14 protein-coding genes are annotated in these 16,577 nt (G+C 66.9%); 6 read left to right on the forward strand and 8 right to left on the reverse strand.

Going from position 1 to position 16,577, the window contains the following annotated elements; translation table 11 throughout:
• Positions 1–118 precede the first annotated feature (118 nt).
• From AUV07_RS16160 to AUV07_RS16195, 8 genes are all read right to left on the reverse strand, one after another.
• Entirely contained in the window at positions 119–523 is a 405-nt protein-coding gene (locus AUV07_RS16160) for a DUF3566 domain-containing protein (RefSeq protein ID WP_025102877.1), read from the reverse strand.
• Positions 520–3,075, reverse strand: coding sequence for a DNA gyrase subunit A (gene gyrA, locus AUV07_RS16165; RefSeq protein WP_062637714.1), 2,556 nt, complete (start codon positions 3,073–3,075; stop codon positions 520–522). The genes AUV07_RS16160 and gyrA overlap by 4 nt, the downstream gene beginning before the upstream one ends.
• A 72-nt stretch (positions 3,076–3,147) precedes the next feature.
• The gene (gene gyrB / locus AUV07_RS16170) at positions 3,148–5,229 is read right to left on the reverse strand and encodes a DNA topoisomerase (ATP-hydrolyzing) subunit B (RefSeq protein ID WP_025102875.1); all 2,082 of its coding nucleotides are present in this window, start codon (positions 5,227–5,229) and stop codon (positions 3,148–3,150) included.
• A 118-nt stretch (positions 5,230–5,347) separates the two neighbouring features.
• The gene (locus AUV07_RS16175) at positions 5,348–5,857 is read right to left on the reverse strand and encodes a DUF721 domain-containing protein (RefSeq protein ID WP_025102874.1); all 510 of its coding nucleotides are present in this window, start codon (positions 5,855–5,857) and stop codon (positions 5,348–5,350) included.
• Positions 5,850–7,064, reverse strand: a complete 1,215-nt coding sequence (gene recF / locus AUV07_RS16180; RefSeq protein ID WP_062637716.1) for a DNA replication/repair protein RecF — start codon at positions 7,062–7,064, stop codon at positions 5,850–5,852. Before recF ends, AUV07_RS16175 begins: the two co-directional genes overlap by 8 nt.
• Positions 7,065–7,116: 52 nt before the next feature.
• Positions 7,117–8,259: a DNA polymerase III subunit beta gene (gene dnaN, locus AUV07_RS16185; protein WP_062638022.1), complete on the reverse strand. Its 1,143-nt coding sequence runs from the start codon at positions 8,257–8,259 to the stop codon at positions 7,117–7,119.
• A 482-nt stretch (positions 8,260–8,741) separates the two neighbouring features.
• A complete protein-coding gene (dnaA, locus tag AUV07_RS16190; RefSeq protein ID WP_396815904.1) occupies positions 8,742–10,211 on the reverse strand; it encodes a chromosomal replication initiator protein DnaA in 1,470 nt (489 codons plus the stop codon).
• Positions 10,212–10,317: 106 nt separating this feature from the next.
• Complete coding sequence (locus tag AUV07_RS16195) at positions 10,318–10,932, reverse strand: hypothetical protein (RefSeq protein WP_062637719.1); 615 nt, start codon at positions 10,930–10,932, stop codon at positions 10,318–10,320.
• Between the two features lie 225 nt (positions 10,933–11,157).
• On the opposite strand from AUV07_RS16195, the gene rpmH reads away from it, so the two are divergent.
• The 6 genes from rpmH to rsmG are packed head-to-tail and all read left to right on the forward strand — an operon-like array spanning position 11,158 to position 14,233.
• Positions 11,158–11,295: a 50S ribosomal protein L34 gene (rpmH, locus tag AUV07_RS16200; protein ID WP_022879826.1), complete on the forward strand. Its 138-nt coding sequence runs from the start codon at positions 11,158–11,160 to the stop codon at positions 11,293–11,295.
• Between the two features lie 6 nt (positions 11,296–11,301).
• Positions 11,302–11,652 (forward strand): ribonuclease P protein component, encoded by a 351-nt coding sequence (gene rnpA, locus AUV07_RS16205; RefSeq protein WP_082803014.1) that lies wholly within the window; start codon positions 11,302–11,304, stop codon positions 11,650–11,652.
• Positions 11,649–11,999 (forward strand): membrane protein insertion efficiency factor YidD, encoded by a 351-nt coding sequence (gene yidD / locus AUV07_RS16210; RefSeq protein WP_062637723.1) that lies wholly within the window; start codon positions 11,649–11,651, stop codon positions 11,997–11,999. The genes rnpA and yidD overlap by 4 nt, the downstream gene beginning before the upstream one ends.
• Before the next feature lie 3 nt (positions 12,000–12,002).
• Entirely contained in the window at positions 12,003–13,073 is a 1,071-nt protein-coding gene (yidC, locus tag AUV07_RS16215; protein WP_060921330.1) for a membrane protein insertase YidC, read from the forward strand.
• The gene (locus AUV07_RS16220; protein ID WP_062637725.1) at positions 13,070–13,561 is read left to right on the forward strand and encodes a Jag family protein; all 492 of its coding nucleotides are present in this window, start codon (positions 13,070–13,072) and stop codon (positions 13,559–13,561) included. The genes yidC and AUV07_RS16220 overlap by 4 nt, the downstream gene beginning before the upstream one ends.
• A 24-nt stretch (positions 13,562–13,585) precedes the next feature.
• On the forward strand, positions 13,586–14,233 hold the full coding sequence (gene rsmG / locus AUV07_RS16225; protein ID WP_062637727.1) for a 16S rRNA (guanine(527)-N(7))-methyltransferase RsmG: 648 nt from the start codon (positions 13,586–13,588) through the stop codon (positions 14,231–14,233).
• Positions 14,234–16,577 lie beyond the last annotated feature (2,344 nt).

Here is a 16,577-nt window from a genome sequence, read left to right on the forward strand (position 1 = left end):
GCCGGACACTCCCGTTCGGGTTTTCCCTACCCCGCCGAAACCCCGCCCTATCGCCGAAACCCCGGCCTGCATCGGTGCGCAGGCCGGGGTTTCGGCGGAAAGACGGGGTCTCGGAGGCTCAGTTCGACATGAAGCCGACGAGCAGCCCTCCGGTGACCTTCACCGCCAGGTTGTAGATGCCCGCGACGACCGCACCGAGCACCGTGAACACGATGAGGTTGAGGATCGCGACGACGGCGGCGAACGCCATGACCTGCGGCAGACCCACGAGCTCCGACAGCGGGATGGCGCCGTCGGTGAAGCTGCGCACGAACTCGTCGGCCGTGGACATGATGCCGGTGGCCTGGAGCACGAGGAAGATCAGGAAGAACGACACCATCGTGACCACGGCCAGTGCGACCGCTCCCAAGAAGGAGAGCTTCACGGCGGACCAGAAGTCGACGTAGACGAGGCGCAGACGGACCTGCTTACCGCCGGTCTTCCGTGTCGACTTCTTCGCCAGCTTGTCGGCCACTGTGCTCATGCGTCTGTATCCTCGGGTGTCTCAGTCGTCTGGGGGGCCTCGGCATCGGCATCCGGCTCGGTCTCCTCTTCGGTGAGACCACGCTCGCCGTTCCGGGCGATGGCGAGGATGCGGTCGGCCTCCGTCGTGCGGGCGAACACCACTCCCATGGTGTCGCGACCCTTGGCGGGGACCTCGGCCACGGCAGAGCGTACCACCTTGCCGCTGGACAGAACCACCAAGACCTCGTCGTCCTCGGACACGATCAGACCACCCGCGAGGGTGCCCCGATCGTCGTTCAACTTGGCGACCTTGATGCCGTATCCGCCGCGCCCCTGGACCCGGTATTCCTCGACGGCGGTGCGCTTGGCATAGCCGCCGTCGGTGACGACGAACACGTACTTCCCGGGTGCGGCGACCGAAGCGGACAGCAGGCTGTCGCCCTCACGGAACTTCATGCCCTTCACGCCGGCGGTGGCGCGACCCATCGGGCGCAGGGCTTCGTCAGTCGCCTGGAAACGCACCGACATCCCCTTGCGGCTGATGAGGAGGATGTCGTCCTCGGCGTTGACGAGGAGGGCGCTGACCAGCTCGTCCTCGTCGTTCAGCCGGATCGCGATCACGCCGCCCTGGCGGTTGGTGTCGTAGTTGTCGAGACGGGTCTTCTTGACGAGGCCGTCGCGCGTGGCGAGGACGAGATAGTCGGCCACGGCGTAGTCGCGGATGTCGAGGACCTGTGCGATGCTCTCGTCCGGCTGCAGCGCGAGGAGGTTCGCGACGTGCGTGCCCTTCGCGTCACGCCCGGCCTCCGGCACCTCGTATGTCTTCGCGCGGTAGACCCGGCCCTTGTCGGTGAAGAACAGCAGCCAGTGATGGGTCGTCGTGACGAAGAAGTGCTCGACGATGTCGTCGGCGCGCAGCTGGGCGCCCTTGACGCCCTTGCCGCCGCGGTGCTGGGAGCGGTAGTTGTCGCTGCGCGTGCGCTTGATGTAGCCCTCGCGCGTGACGGTGACGACCATCTCCTCTTCCGCGATGAGGTCTTCCATCGACACGTCGCCGTCGAAGCCGTGCAGGATGTGCGTGCGCCGCTCGTCGCCGAACCGGTCGACGATCGCGGTGAGCTCCTCGCGGATGATCGTCCGCTGCCGGCCCTCATCGGCGAGGATCGCCTTGTAGTCCGCGATGAGCGCCTCGAGCTCGTTGGCCTGGTCGATGATCTTCTGACGCTCCAGCGCGGCGAGGCGACGGAGCTGCATCTGCAAGATGGCATCGGCCTGGATCTCGTCGATGTCGAGGAGCTTCTGCAGACCCTCGTTCGCATCCTGCGTCGTCTGGGAACGGCGGATGAGCGCGATCACCTCGTCGAGCGCGTCGAGCGCCTTCAGATAGCCGCGCAGGATGTGCATGCGCTTCTCGGCCTCGTTCAGCCGGAACTGTGTCCGTCGCACGATGACGTCGATCTGGTGGGCGATCCAGTTCGAGATGAAGCCGTCGATCGCGAGCGTCCGGGGCACGCCGTCGACGATCGCGAGCATGTTCGCGCCGAAGTTCTCCTGCAGCTGCGTGTGCTTGTAGAGGTTGTTCAGCACCACCTTCGCCACGGCATCGCGCTTGAGCACGACGACGAGGCGCTGACCTGTGCGGTCCGAGGACTCGTCGCGGATGTCGGCGATGCCGGTGATCTTGCCGTCGCGCGCGAGGTCGCCGATCTTGACGGCCACGTTGTCGGGGTTCACCTGGTACGGCAGCTCGGTGATGACCAGGCACGTCCGCCCCTGGATCTCCTCGACGTTGACGACCGCGCGCATCGTGATCGAGCCGCGGCCGGTGCGGTACGCCTCGTGGATACCCTTCGTGCCGAGGATCTGCGCGCCGGTCGGGAAGTCCGGTCCGGGGATGCGCTGGATCAGCCCGTCGAGCAGTTGCTCCCGGGGGAGGTCCGGGTTGTCCAGCGCCCAGAGCGCGGCATCGGACACCTCGCGGAGGTTGTGTGGCGGGATGTTGGTCGCCATGCCGACCGCGATGCCGACCGAGCCGTTGACGAGGAGGTTCGGGAACCGGGACGGCAGAACCGTCGGCTCCTGGGTCTGGCCGTCGTAGTTGTCGGCGAAGTCGACGGTGTCCTCTTCGATGTCGCGCACCATCTCGAGCGCGAGCGGGGCCATCTTCGTCTCGGTGTACCGCGGTGCCGCCGCGCCCATGTTGCCGGGCGAGCCGAAGTTGCCCTGGCCGAGAGCGAGCGGGTACCGGAGCGACCACGGCTGCACGAGACGGACGAGCGCGTCGTAGATCGCCGAGTCGCCGTGCGGGTGGTACTGACCCATGACCTCGCCGACGACGCGGGCGCACTTGGAGAACGACTTGTCGGGGCGGAATCCGCCGTCGTACATGCCGTAGATCACGCGCCGGTGCACCGGCTTGAGACCGTCGCGCACATCGGGGAGCGCACGGCCGACGATGACCGCCATGGCGTAGTCGAGATAGCTGCGCTGCATCTCCGACTGCAGATCGACCTGGTCGATCTTGCCGTGCTCGTGGCCCGCGGTGATGTCGGGGCGTTCTTCGTCAGTCATGTGTCTTTCCTGGTGGGCTGAGCTTATCGAGGCGTCGGAACCCCTGGCACACGCTCAGGGACCCCGCGGTGATCAGATGTCGAGGAACCGGACGTCCTTGGCGTTGCGCTGGATGAAGCTCCGACGCGACTCCACGTCCTCGCCCATCAGCACGCTGAAGATCTCGTCCGCGGCGGCGGCGTCCTCGATGGTCACCTGGCGGAGTGTCCGGGTGGTGTGGTCCATCGTGGTCTCCCACAGCTCCTTCGCGTTCATCTCGCCGAGACCCTTGTAGCGCTGGATGCCGGCGTCCTTCGGGATGCGCTTGCCGTTCTCCAGCCCGTAGGCCAGCAGCGCGTCGCGCTCGGCGTCGCTGAACACGTACTCGTGCGCCGCGTTCGACCACTTGAGGCGGTAGAGCGGCGGCATCGCGAGGTACACGAAGCCGGCCTCGATGAGTCCGCGCATGTAGCGGAACAGCAGCGTGAGCAGCAGGGTCGTGATGTGCTGGCCGTCGACGTCGGCATCGGCCATCAGCACGATCTTGTGATAGCGCGCCTTCTCGATGTCGAACTCCTCGCCGATGCCCGTGCCGAAGGCCTGGATCATCGCCTGGACTTCCTTGTTGCCGAGCGCCTTGTCGAGACGCGCACGCTCGACGTTGAGGATCTTGCCGCGCAGCGCGAGGATCGCCTGCGTGTGCGGGTCGCGACCCTGCACCGCCGAACCACCGGCCGAGTCGCCCTCCACGAGGAAGATCTCGCTGATCGACGGGTCCTTGCTCGTGCAGTCCTTGAGCTTGTCGGGCATCGCCGCCGACTCGAAGACGCTCTTACGTCGAGCCGTCTCGCGCGCCTTGCGGGCGGCGAGGCGTGCCGTCGCCGCGTCGATCGCCTTGCGGATCACGTTCTTCGCCTGGGTCGGGTTGCGGTCGAACCAGTCGCCGAGCTGATCGCCGACGACCTTCTGCACGAAGGCCTTCGCCTCGGTGTTGCCGAGCTTGGTCTTGGTCTGACCCTCGAACTGCGGCTCGCCGAGTTTGATCGAGATGACCGCGGTCAGCCCCTCACGCACGTCGTCGCCGGAGAGGTTGTCGTCCTTCTCCTTGAGGAGGTTGTTCGCACGGGCGTAGCGGTTGACCAGCGTGGTGAGCGCCGCCCGGAAGCCCTCCTCGTGCGTGCCGCCCTCGTGCGTGTTGATCGTGTTCGCGTAGGTGAACACGTTCTCCGTGTAGGACGTGGTCCACTGCATCGCGACCTCGAGCGAGATCTTGCGCGCCGTGTCCTCCGACTCGAAGGCGATGATCTCCTCGTTAACGACCTCGGCGTGACGCACCTTGTTCAGGTACTCGACGTAGTCGACGAGACCGCGCTCATAGAAGAAGACGTCGCTTGGCTGCTTCGTGACCGCCTGGCCGTCTTCCTCCGTCTCGTACGCCGACTCCGGCCGCTCGTCGGACAGCTCGATGCGCAGTCCCTTGTTGAGGAACGCCATCTGCTGGAACCGGGTGCGGAGCGTGTCGTAGTCGAACTCGACCGTCTCCTGGAAGATCTCCGCGTCCGGCCAGAACGTGATGCTCGTCCCGGTCTCCTCGGTGGCCTCGCCCTTCTCGAGCTTCTGCTGCGGGACGCCGCCCTCGGCGAAGCTGTGCCGCCAGACGAAGCCCTTCTGCTTGACCTCCACGTCGAAGCGGGTCGACAGGGCGTTCACCACCGAGGATCCGACGCCGTGCAGACCGCCGGAGACGGCGTAGGCGCCGCCGCCGAACTTGCCGCCCGCGTGCAGGATCGTGAGCACGACCTCGACCGTGGACTTCGACGGGTCGGAGGAGTGCGGGTCGACGGGGATGCCGCGCCCGTTGTCGACCACGCGCACGCCGCCGTCGGCGAGAAGGGTGACGAGGATCGTGTCGGCGTAGCCGGCCAGCGCCTCATCGACGGAGTTGTCGACGATCTCGTAGACGAGGTGGTGCAGTCCGCGGGGTCCGGTCGAGCCGATGTACATGCCGGGGCGCTTGCGCACGGCCTCGAGTCCTTCGAGGATCTGGATCGAGTCGGCGCCGTACTCACCGGGCTGCTGCTTCTTCGGTGCGGGTGCCGCCGATTCTCCGGCCTGTGAGCCCGACGAAGCGTCGTTGTTCGGTTCCGTCTCGTCAGCAGGGGATTCAGGCGTCATCAGAGGGCATTCTCCAGATCGATATCTCGAACTCCCATTCTAGCCGGGTTTCGAGTCGAAATGCCGCTCAACGGCCGCGTGTGGCCCTCTGAGCGTTTCGGACCCCTTGCATGGTGCCCTACCCGTAGGTATCGCGCGGGCCCCGCCCTGGAACGGCTCTGGGACCCCATTTCCACGAGGGGACGTCCGGTCCGATGAAGCGGAGGTTCTCCACCCCCGCCTCCGGATACCGTCGTCCGATCTCGGTGAGGATGGTCGCACGCATGAACTGCAGGTTCTTCGCCCACGCCGTCGAATCGCACTTCACGGTGAGCAGTCCGCGCTCGAGCGACACCGGCTCCGAGTGCTTCGCGGTGTCCGCTCCGGCGAGGTCGGCCCACTGCCGGACGAGGTCCTCCCGCGCGAGCGTCGTCTCCCAGCCGGATTCGCGGGTGAGGGTGTCGAGGACCGCACCGAGGGTTCCCGGATCGCGTCCGGGAGTGAACGGCGCGTTGTCGTCGTCGACGGAGATCCGTCGCTTGCGCTTCCAGTTCTTGGCGCTGGGCTTGAGCCCGCGCAGCCGCAGATAGGTGGCGACGGTCTCCGGCGCCTCCGCCGGAGCTGCGCTGTCCGTGACGACGTCAGTCATCCTGCGCACCCTCCTCTTCCTGCGACCGGTCGCGCTCGTCGGTGATGGTGCCCGCTGCGATGCGCACGACGTGGGCGTGGAGCACATCGGGGATATCCTCCTCCACCGCCGCGGTGACCACCACCTGCTCATAGCCCGCCGTGAGGGCGGCGAGACGCTGGCGCCGATCAGCGTCCAGCTCGGCGAAGACGTCGTCGAGGATGAGTACCGGGTCGCCGGCGGGAGACTCGCTGCGCAGCAGCTCGGCGGATGCCAGCCGCAGAGCGAGCGCGACCGACCAGGACTCGCCGTGCGAGGCGTAGCCCTTCACGGGGAGGTCGCGGACCCGCAGCACCAGATCGTCCCGGTGGGGTCCGGTGAGGGTGAGACCGCGGTCGAGCTCGTTCGATCGCTTCGCGGCGAGGGAGGCGCGGAACATCTCGGCGATGCGACGGGAGTCTGCGCGCACGTCATCCACGGGGGTGGAGCCGTCGGCGGCGTCCCGATCGTCGTCGTCCTCCGGATCGCTGCCGGCGACGGACAGGGCCCAGTCCAGCTGCGGTCGGTGATCGGCGCCCGCGATGGCCGCATAGGCATCGGCCACCGGCTGCTGCAGATCGGCGGCCAACCGCTGCCGCGCCGTGATGATCTCCGATCCCAGCGAGACGAGCTTGTCGTCCCAGACGTCCAGGGTGCTCAAGGCCTCACCGCGGATGCCGCGCGCCCGCGCCGACTTGAGAAGGGCGTTGCGCTGCTTGAGCACGCGATCGTAGTCGGCCAGGACCGCGGCGAGGCGCGGGGTGCGCTGGATGAGGAGCTGATCGGCGAACCGGCGCCGAGCCGACGGGTCTCCACGGACGATCTGAAGGTCTTCCGGCGCGAAGAGGACGACGTGCGCGTAGCGGGGGAGCTCGTTGGTCTTCGACGGCGAGCCGTTGATGCGCGCCTTGTTCGAGCCCTGCCGATTGAGCTGCACCTCGACGAGCACACGCCGCTCACCGTGGGAGAGCCGTGCACGGATGACCGCGTAGTCCTGGCCGTCCCGCACCATCGGAGCGTCGGACGACACCCGATGCGACCCGAGTGTCGCGAGGAAGACCACGGCCTCGGCGAGGTTCGTCTTGCCCTGGCCGTTCCGCCCGACCAGGACGTTCGGCCCTCGGTGCAGCGCGAGTTCCGCGGTCGCGTAATTGCGGAAATCGACCAGGCTGAGGTGCTCCACAATCACGGAGCCAGCCTACCTTCCGGGTCGGACACTCCCTCGGGGTGAGAGCTCGCGCTCAGCGCAGGAGGAGGTTGGGCTGCAGCAGGTACTTGAACGAGTCCAGGCCCGCCTGGTCGACCGAGGTCTGGCTGGTGATGAGGACGGGGCTGAGCTTGTTGGCGTTGTCGCTGGAGGTGAAGGTCACCCGCACGAACTCGCTCTTGACCGCGCCGAGCGCCTCGATGAGGTACTGCGGGTTGAGCCCCAGGGTCACCTCGTCGCCGCCGGACAGGATGGCGTCGACCGACTCGGACGCGCGGGCGTGCTCACTGCCGGAGGCGTCCATCGTGACACTGTCGGTCGAGAAGGTGAAGCGCAGCGGCGCGGCGCGGTCGAGCACGAGGGACACGCGGCGGACGGCCTCGATGAGGTCGGCGGTGTTGACGACGGCGTAGTGGTCGGTCTGCTCGGGGAAGAGGCGCCGGACCGGGGGGAAGTTGCCCTTGATGAGGAGCGAGGTCACGGTCTTGTTGCCGGCGGTGAACGCGATGATCTCGCGGTCTCCGGCCCCCGAGAACGCGATCTGGATCGTGCCGGCGTGCCCGAAGGTCTTTCCGACCTCGACGAGCGTGCGAGCGGGGACCAGCGCGGTGGCTTCGACGGCTTCCCCATCCCACGGCACGTCACGGAGCGAGACCCGGTAGCGGTCGGTGGCGACGAGGCTGAGCGTGTGTCCGGTGACCTCGAGCTGGACACCCGTCAGCACCGGAGTCACGTCGTCGCGGGATGCGGCGAAGCCGACCTGGGCGATCGCGGTGCCGAACTCGTCGGCGGGGACGACGCCGGAGGATCCGGAGACCTCGGGAATCGACGGGTATTCCTCGACCGGCATGGCCGCGAGGGTGAAGCGCGCCGAGCCGCAGGTCACGGCGATCCCGCCGTCATCCTCCACGGCGATCTCTATGGGGGCGTTCGGGAGGCGGCTCGCGATGTCCGAGAGCAGGCGGCCGTGGACGAGGATCGTGCCCGGGGTGTCGACCGTCGCCTCGATGGTCGTCCGTGCGGAGGCCTCGTAGTCGAAGGCCGAGAGCGTGAGTCCCGAACCGTCGGCCTCGATCAACACTCCGGCGAGGATCGGCTGTGGATTCCGCTGGGGGAGCAGCTTGACGACGAAGGACACAGCCTCGCTGAAGACATCGCGGTTGACCTGAAACCTCACGGGTGCTCCCTTGTCGTCGAACATGACGGGTCGTCGTCGGGCCCTGCCTGTGCAGGGAATCCCATGCTAGCCCCACAGTCCTGCGCTTCCCTACGCCGGAGGACTTGTAATGCCCCGGCCCGGTTCTCCCCACCGTCTGGTGATCGGATCGCACCCTGAATGACTTAACTCCTTAACGGTGTTAACACCTGTGGATACTGTGGATAAGTCGGTGGAAAGCAGACGCGAGTAGGGAACTACACACTTGTCACTTGTGGAGACCCTGAGGAATCCGCGGGTGGACGAGGGTCCATCGCGATTCGACCGTCCCGCGGTTATCCACAGGTTTCCCCGATCGACACACATCTGCGTCGGCGCGTTCCACGGTCATCCACAAGTTATCCACATGTGCATAGACGCATTTATCCGGCGGTCAGGGACCTGTCAAACGCCGAAGGGACGCCGTCCGGTGTCGGATGGCGTCCCTCTCGTGTGCGCAGGCGTCAGCGACGACCGAGCTGCGTGGTGATCTCGGTCACCTGGTTGTAGATCGAGCGGCGCTCCTTCATGAGCTCGCTGATCTTCTTGTAGGCGTACATGACCGTCGTGTGGTCCCGGTTGCCGAAGAGCTGGCCGATCTTCGGGAGGGAGAGGCTGGTGCGCTCACGGCAGAGGTACATGGCGATCTGCCGGGCGGTGGCGATCTGCTGCGAGCGGCTGGAGCCGTAGAGATCGTCGACGGTGAGCTTGAAGTACTGTGCGGTCGCCGTGATGATGTCGGTCGGCGAGATGATGTTGTCCTCGGCCGTGTCGATGATGTCCCGCAGCACGGTCTGGGCGAGGGAGATGTCGAGGGCCGAGCGGTTCAGGCTCGCGAACGCCGAGACGCGGATGAGTGCGCCCTCGAGCTCGCGGATGTTCGAGGACACGACCGTGGCGATGTACTCGAGCACCTCGTCGGGGATGTGGAGGGCTTCGCTCTGCGCCTTCTTGCGCAGGATCGCGATGCGGGTCTCGAGGTCGGGTGCCTGCACGTCGGTGATGAGGCCCCACTCGAAGCGGCTGCGCATGCGGTCCTCGAAGCCGGTCAGGTGCTTCGGCGCGACATCGCTCGTGATCACGACCTGCTTGTTGTGATCGTGCAGGGTGTTGAACGTGTGGAAGAACGCCTCCTGCGTCTCCGCGCGCCCCTGGAGGAACTGGATGTCGTCGATGAGGAGGATGTCCACGTCGCGGTACCGGGCCTGGAACGCGGCACCGCGGTTGTTCGCGATCGAGTTGATGAAGTCGTTCGTGAACTCCTCACTCGACACGTATCGCACCTTGACCCCCGCATAGAGGGACTGCGCGTAGTCGCCGATGGCGTGGAGGAGGTGGGTCTTGCCCAGTCCGGAGTCGCCGTAGATGAAGAGCGGGTTGTACGCCTTGGCCGGCGCTTCGGCCACCGCGACCGCCGCGGCATGGGCGAACCGGTTGGACTGGCCGATCACGAAGTTGTCGAAGGTGTACTTCGGGTTGAGGCGCGACTCGTGACGCACGGCCGCGGGCTGCTCCATCGGGGACTCGGCTCGCGCCGGTTCCTGCCGACCGAAGTCCGCGACGGCGATGGGGGCGGTGGGCTGCTCGGCCAGTTCGTGGTTCACGACGACCCGGTAGGAGGTCACCTCGTCACCGACGTGCGCGAGGGCTTCCATGATGGGCAGCCGGAGGCGCTTGTTGATCTGGGCCGCGGTGAGGTCGTTCGGCACCTCGAGGTAGAGCGTCGCCGACATCACGCCGGCCGGTACCGCGAGACTCAGGAACCCCTGGAGCTGGGGGGTGACCCGGTCGTCGGCTTCCAGCAGCTCCTGCACCGTGGTCCAGATCGGCACTTCGGGCTGGGCTGGTGAGGACATGGTGCTCCGGACGATGTTCGGGAAGGGAGCGCGGGAGAGGCTGCCCTGTGGATAACTACGGATGCCCACGCTAGTCATCGTCGTCGGGAACGGCAACCTGCCGCGGAGAATCAAGCCCTGTGACGGCTCCGTCGCGGTGGCCGAGGCTGTGGATAGCTCCTGTGTGGAGCGGAGGCGAGTACCTTCAGTCGGCGTCGTACTCGCAGCTGACCGTGCCGGAATCCGACGTCTCCTCGACGACCAGCTCGCCGTTCCAGTAGATCTTGCATCCCACCGTCTGATCGTCGCTGTCGGTGGGTGCCGTGATCGTGATCCAGGCCGACGACTCCGACGTGGTGTACTGCGCGTTCCCGACCGCCGACCAGGGGAGGGTCCTGGTCTCGGTGTCGCTGCTGAAGGTGGCTGTCACCCCGGACTGCGGTCCTGTTCCTTCGAGGAACACCGTGTTCAGCGGCGGCGACCAGAGTCCGAGCAGGAAGACGACCAGCAGGATGAGGGCGAGGATGAGGGCGGCGACGGCCCCCGCCACTCCGAGACCGGCGGACCGGCGCGCGGCCGACGGTGCCCGTCGTGCACGGACGCTGACGGCGATACCGCCGATCGCGGCTGCCGCGCCGAGGACGAACACGGGGATCAGCCAAGGATTCTGGAGCGCGTAGTACGGAACAGCGAGGGCGACCAGGACGATCAGGGAGACAGCGCTCGTGGCGATCGCCGCGGTGGAGAGTGCACGTGTTGCCCCGCCGTCGCCGGCGGGCCCGGATCCGGAGTCGGAGGAGGGGGTCTGCTGGTGGGTCATCGCGGCCTCTCGCTGGCACGGCACGTTCCGCACATCGGCGGTCCGGGTAGCATATCGACGGCCGGATGGCGCCCGCGCGCGCGGAGCGGACGAGAACGGTCGTCCGGTAGATTTGCCCTGCGCGCCGCCAAGACGTACCCTTAATCGGTTGACTTATGCCTGTATGGCAGTTCCCTATGTCTCCGGTCGAAGTGAATCCGGTGGCAGCATTCCCGGAGTGATCTCATGAGCAAGCGCACCTTCCAGCCCAACAACCGTCGTCGCGCCAAGAAGCACGGCTTCCGTGCTCGCATGCGCACCCGCGCCGGCCGTGCCATCCTCTCGGCACGCCGCGCGAAGGGCCGTACCGAGCTCTCCGCGTAAGCAGCTGTGCTCGCCCGCCCGTTCCGTTTGACCCGCGGGAGCGACTACCGACTGGTCGTTCGACGCGGATCGCGTTGTGGCGGGGCCCGCGTCCTCACCTCGATGCTGGCGACGGGTGAGAGCAGAGCAGCGCGTTTCGGTTTCATCATCAGCAAGCAGGTGGGCACCGCCGTGGTGCGCAACACCGTCCGTCGGCGACTCAAAGCCGTCTGTGCGGAGGCGCTCCCGCGTGTTCCTCAGGGCACGGATGTCGTCATCCGTGCCCTTCCTGCGTCGGCGACCGCGTCGTATGCGGACCTCCGCAGTGACGTGCACCGCTGTCTCGCTCGGCTCGAGCCCGTCGAGGCCATATCATGACCGCGTTGCCGGCGTCGTCAGTGGGCACGGGCGAGATGCACGGACGTGACGTGCTCCGGAGCATTCCGCTCCTTCCGCGCAACGCCGTGCTGGCTTTTCTGGCGGGGTACCGCAAGGTGGTCTCGCCGATGTACGGGGACGTGTGTGCGTACTACCCCTCCTGTTCCGCCTACGCTGTAGGTGCGGTGCAGCAGCACGGCGCCGTGCGGGGGGCTCTGCTCTCGGCGTGGCGCATCCTCCGCTGCAACCCCTGGTCTCGCGGAGGCGTCGACGACGTCACACCGCATCGACACTTCCGCTACGACCTGACCGCACACGGTTTCGTCGTCCCCTCCCGAAAGGACTGATCGGTGGGTCTTGACCTTCTGTTCGCCAGTGCCACCCCCAGCCCGGAACCGGCATCCGGCGGATTCGATCTGCTCGGCACGATCCTGTGGCCGCTGAAGTGGGTCGTCGAGCTCATCCTCGTCGCCTGGCACTGGCTGCTGACGGCCGTCGGTCTCCCTGCGGCGTCCGGCATCACCTGGGTCCTCTCGATCGTCGGCCTCGTGATCGTGGTCCGTGCAGCGCTCATCCCGCTGTTCGTGAAGCAGATCAAGAGCCAGCGGAAGATGATGGAAATCGCTCCTGAACTGCGCAAAGTCCAGGAGAAGTACCGCGGCAAGAAGGACCAGCTCTCTCGCGAGGCGATGAGCCGCGAGACGATGGCGCTGTACAAGAAGCACGGCACGACGCCGATGTCGAGCTGTCTGCCGCTGCTCGTGCAGATGCCGATCTTCTTCTCGCTCTACAGCGTGCTGAGCGACGTCAGCAAGCATGCGACGCAGGGTGTCGGCGGTGTCGGGCTGCTGAGCGCGGAGCTCACGCAGGAGTTCTACGACGCCAAGCTCTTCGGCGTCGCGTCCCTGCACGAGAACCTCGGCAACGCGATCGAGGCCCAGAACGTCACGGCGATCATCATCCTGATCACCCTGGTCGTCCTGATGATCGCGTCGCAGTTCTTCACGCAGCTGCAGATCATCTCGAAGAACCTCTCGCCGGAGGCCAAGACCGGCCAGGCGTACCAGATGCAGAAGATCATGCTCTACGTTCTGCCGCTGGGCTTCATCTTCTCCGGTGTCTTCTTCCCGCTCGGCGTGGTCGTGTACTGGTTCATCTCGAACCTCTGGACCATGGGGCAGCAGTTCCTCGTCATCCGTGAGATGCCGACTCCCGGTTCCGAAGCCGCCAAGGCCCGCGAGGAGCGGCTCGCCCGCAAGGGGAAGGCGATCGACTCCTCCGGCAAGGTGGTCCCGATGGCTGCCTACGAAGCCGAGCAGCAGCGTCTGCTCGAGGAGGCCGAGAAGGCGAAGGCGGCGGCGCCGAAGCGGCAGCAGCCGGTCGGCAAGAAGCGTGCGAAGAAGAAGGGGAACGCGTCATGAGCGAGGTCGTGACCGGGAGCACAGAGCCCACTGTGGCGCAGCTCGAGAACGAGGGGGACGTCGCGGCGGACTACCTCGAGGAGCTGCTCGACATCGCAGACATCGACGGTGATCTGAACCTCGACGTCCGTCAGGGTCGTGCGTACGTCTCGGTCGAGGCCGAGGGTGACGCGCTCGCGTTGCTCTCCGCTCCCGATACGGTGCAGGCGCTGCAGGAGCTCACGCGTCTCGCGGTGCAGAACAAGACGGGCTCGTTCTCGCGCCTCATCCTCGACATCGGTGGATCCCGCGACGCGCGGCGTCGTCAGCTCGTGACTCTGGTCGAGGCCGCCGCCGCGAAGCTCGATGAGGGTTCGTCGCAGGCTTCGCTGCCGGCGATGTCGAGCTACGAGCGCAAGCTGGTCCACGACATCGCCGCCGAGCGAGGGCTCGTCTCCGAGTCGTACGGCGAGGGCGCGGACCGACACACGGTCCTGCGTCGGCACTGACGCGCGGAAGGCGAGCGCTGGAACGTGTCCGAGACTCAGGATCCCGGCGAGAAGACCGTCGAGCAGGAGCCGGCAGTCGCTGCCCGGATCTTCGGAGAGCGACTGCAGCTCGCTCGACGGTTCACGGACTCCCTTGCGCGTGAGGGGGAGGAGCGGGGCCTGATCGGACCGCTGGAACTGCCGCGCTTGTGGACGCGCCACATCCTGAACAGCGCGATCGCCGCGCCCCTCTTCCACGGCTCCGTCGCGGATATCGGGTCCGGGGCCGGACTGCCCGGTCTGGTGCTCGCGATCGCGCGGCCCGACGTGTCGTGGACGCTCGTGGAGCCGATGGAGCGTCGGATCAATTGGTTGACTGAGCAAGTGAACGACCTGGAACTCACGAATGTCACCATTCTCCGCGCGCGTGCCGAGGACGTGCGGGCGAAGGGTGCCTTCGATGTCGTCACGGCTCGAGCGGTGAGCGCATTGCGGACCCTGATCCCTCTCACCGCTCCGCTGGTCCGCGATGGTGGGGAACTGGCCCTGTTGAAGGGGATGAACGCCGCGAACGAGATCGAAGCGGCGAGGAAGCAGATCGCGAAGTTCAAGCTTGCGGATGTTCGCGTCGAGGTCCTGGGCGAGGGATTGCTCCCGGAGACCACTCGGGTCGTCCGCGCCTCCGTGCGCTGAAGACGTCGCCGTTTCCTGGGACACGAGACTGACCCGGGTCCTACCGTGTCTCACGTTCTGGGTGCCGTCGACACTGCGCCTGCATATCTCTCTCCCTGGCGAGCTGTCGTGCGATCACCTGACGTGGGACGCTCCGCTGCGGCTGTGGATGTGTTCGGACGGATCGAAGTCGGAGCGGTCGTCGTTCACCCCGCCCCGCCATGGTTGGTCCTACTGTGGAATCGATGGACTTCATGTTCCGCTGATCGAGGCGCCAAGGCTGGGCTTCGCTGAGTCGGTGCGTCGCGCAATGGGCCCTCCTGCGGCTTACTGCGGCGAACTGGACGGGTTCGATCTCTGCATCGCGCGAGTGAGCTCTGCAGTACGGGTGGTCTACGGCAGATCTCCCTGTAGCGGACTCAAGTAGTTTCACGTGAAACGGCGTCATGCCTGGAAAGTTGCATCGTCCAGAAGGTCTGCCAGCAACGCAGGGGAGTAGGGCACAGTGCCGTACGCCGATACGTTGACAGGTGTCGATCTGCGGCTTCATCAGCGGGTACCGCTGACGCCGTTGGGCCAGCGGCGCGATGGTGAGGTGGAGGTGTTGCCGGGCAGGGCAGGACGTGGCCCGTCCGAGTGATGGGGGCCGCGCGCGTCGCCCGTTGGGGGTGGGGCGGCGTCCGCGCGGTGACTGTTGCCATTCTTTGTCTTGCGGGAGTCGCCAAGTGGGCTCCGATGCCTGCACGAGCAGGGGCCGGGTGTCCCAGACGGTGGTCGAGAACCGGGCCTAACCACTCGTAACGCACGTCTGGCTCCACGTGTTGTGGGGCCCGTCATCCGGAGGGCAGCGCCCAGATTCGAAGTCGGGTAGCAATGCGAGCGCTGACCTGCTCAGCGCGTACTCGCGACGGCGCGGACGATGGGCTGGGCTCAGCCACTCGGACGCCCTAACGAGAGGGGTCCGCGTCGTTTTGACCCGCCCTGTCGGCTCCGGTCCGTCTCACGTGCAACAAGGGCGACGAGGTGTCTCGACTGCGGCTCGCCAAGGGTCCGTGAGGCCCGGGAGGACCACGGAGGTGTGTCATCGGCAGACGCGACGTCTGGCGTCCGAACCTCCGGTGCAATGTGAGGGAGGTGGGCGGTCGTTTCACGTGAAACGGCATCTGGCTGCAGCTGAGGGCCCCGCCCTGGCGCTCAGGGGAGATGCCGTCTCGCTGTCGGAGGCCGGTACGTACTGCCGCGCGGCGACTTTGGCTCAGGCGCGTAGCGCGCAGGCCCGGGAGTCGGGAGCTGCGCGGCGGTCTCACGAGGAACGGTGGGACGCTGGCTGGGGGCGCAGGGCTCTCGGTAGGTGGGGTCATGGCCTTGCTGTCCGCGCTCGGTGCCTGATGCTGCGCGTCGGATTCGGCACGGAGTGCAGCGCGCAGGGCCGAGCGCTGGGGGCGGCACCGATGTTTCACGTGAAACGGTGGCGGGCAGCAGCTGCGGGAGTACGGTTGGCAGTGGGGGGCGTCTCGCGATCCGAGCCCAGTGCCTCATGCTGCGCGGCAGCGCTGAACAAGGGCGGCAGCGCGCGGAGCCGAGCGTCGGGCCCTCGTCCGGCGGTTTCACGTGAAACGGTGGCCGACAGCAGCTGAGGAAGCACGGCGGGCAGTGGAGGGAATAGCCCTCTCGCGAACCAAGCCCAGCGTCCATACTGCGCGGCGACGACGGCCCAGGATCGCAGCGCGCAGAGCCGAGCTCCGGGCGTCGTACAGCCGTCTCACGTGAACCCCGCCGCGAGTGCGCGGCGGGGGTGGAGGCGGTTGTGTGATCTGGCGAACCCCGTCGCGCTGAGAGTCAGTCTGTCGTGGGGCGTCAGTCGTGGGGGATCGGTCGTGTGTTCGTCGCGCTCACGGTGGTGCACGCGGTCTTTGGGATGGCAGGTACGCGGTCGCGGTGGGCGCGGGTGCTCCCGTAGGGGGGGCGGGCGTGGGCTGTCTGATTGTCTGGGTTGTAGGCGGCAGCGCGCACCCCGGCGGGCGCGGACGAGTGAGTTGTGCTTTCCGGAGGGGGGACCGCGTGGATGTCTCGTTCGTGGCCGAGCACCGACCCGTCGCCATGATTTGCGCGGGGTGCGCACGGGACTCGTGTGTCGACCGAGGGATGTCGCGGCGGCGCGGGGCTGGTCGCTGGCGAGAACCGGTGCTGAGCTCCTCGACCGCGCGACGGCGTGGCGCGCGCACTTCAGCGGGGGTCAGCTCGGGATCTTCGAAGGGCGTCGCACGACGCCGGCCTACAGGATTACCTGCGGTACCCGGCGACACGAAGTGAGCGCTCGCCTGAAGGGTGAACCCCTGGGCGTTTCACGTGAAACGGCACCGAA

It is taken from the genome of Microbacterium sp. CH1 (genome assembly GCF_001595495.1).
Lineage (GTDB): Bacteria > Actinomycetota > Actinomycetes > Actinomycetales > Microbacteriaceae > Microbacterium.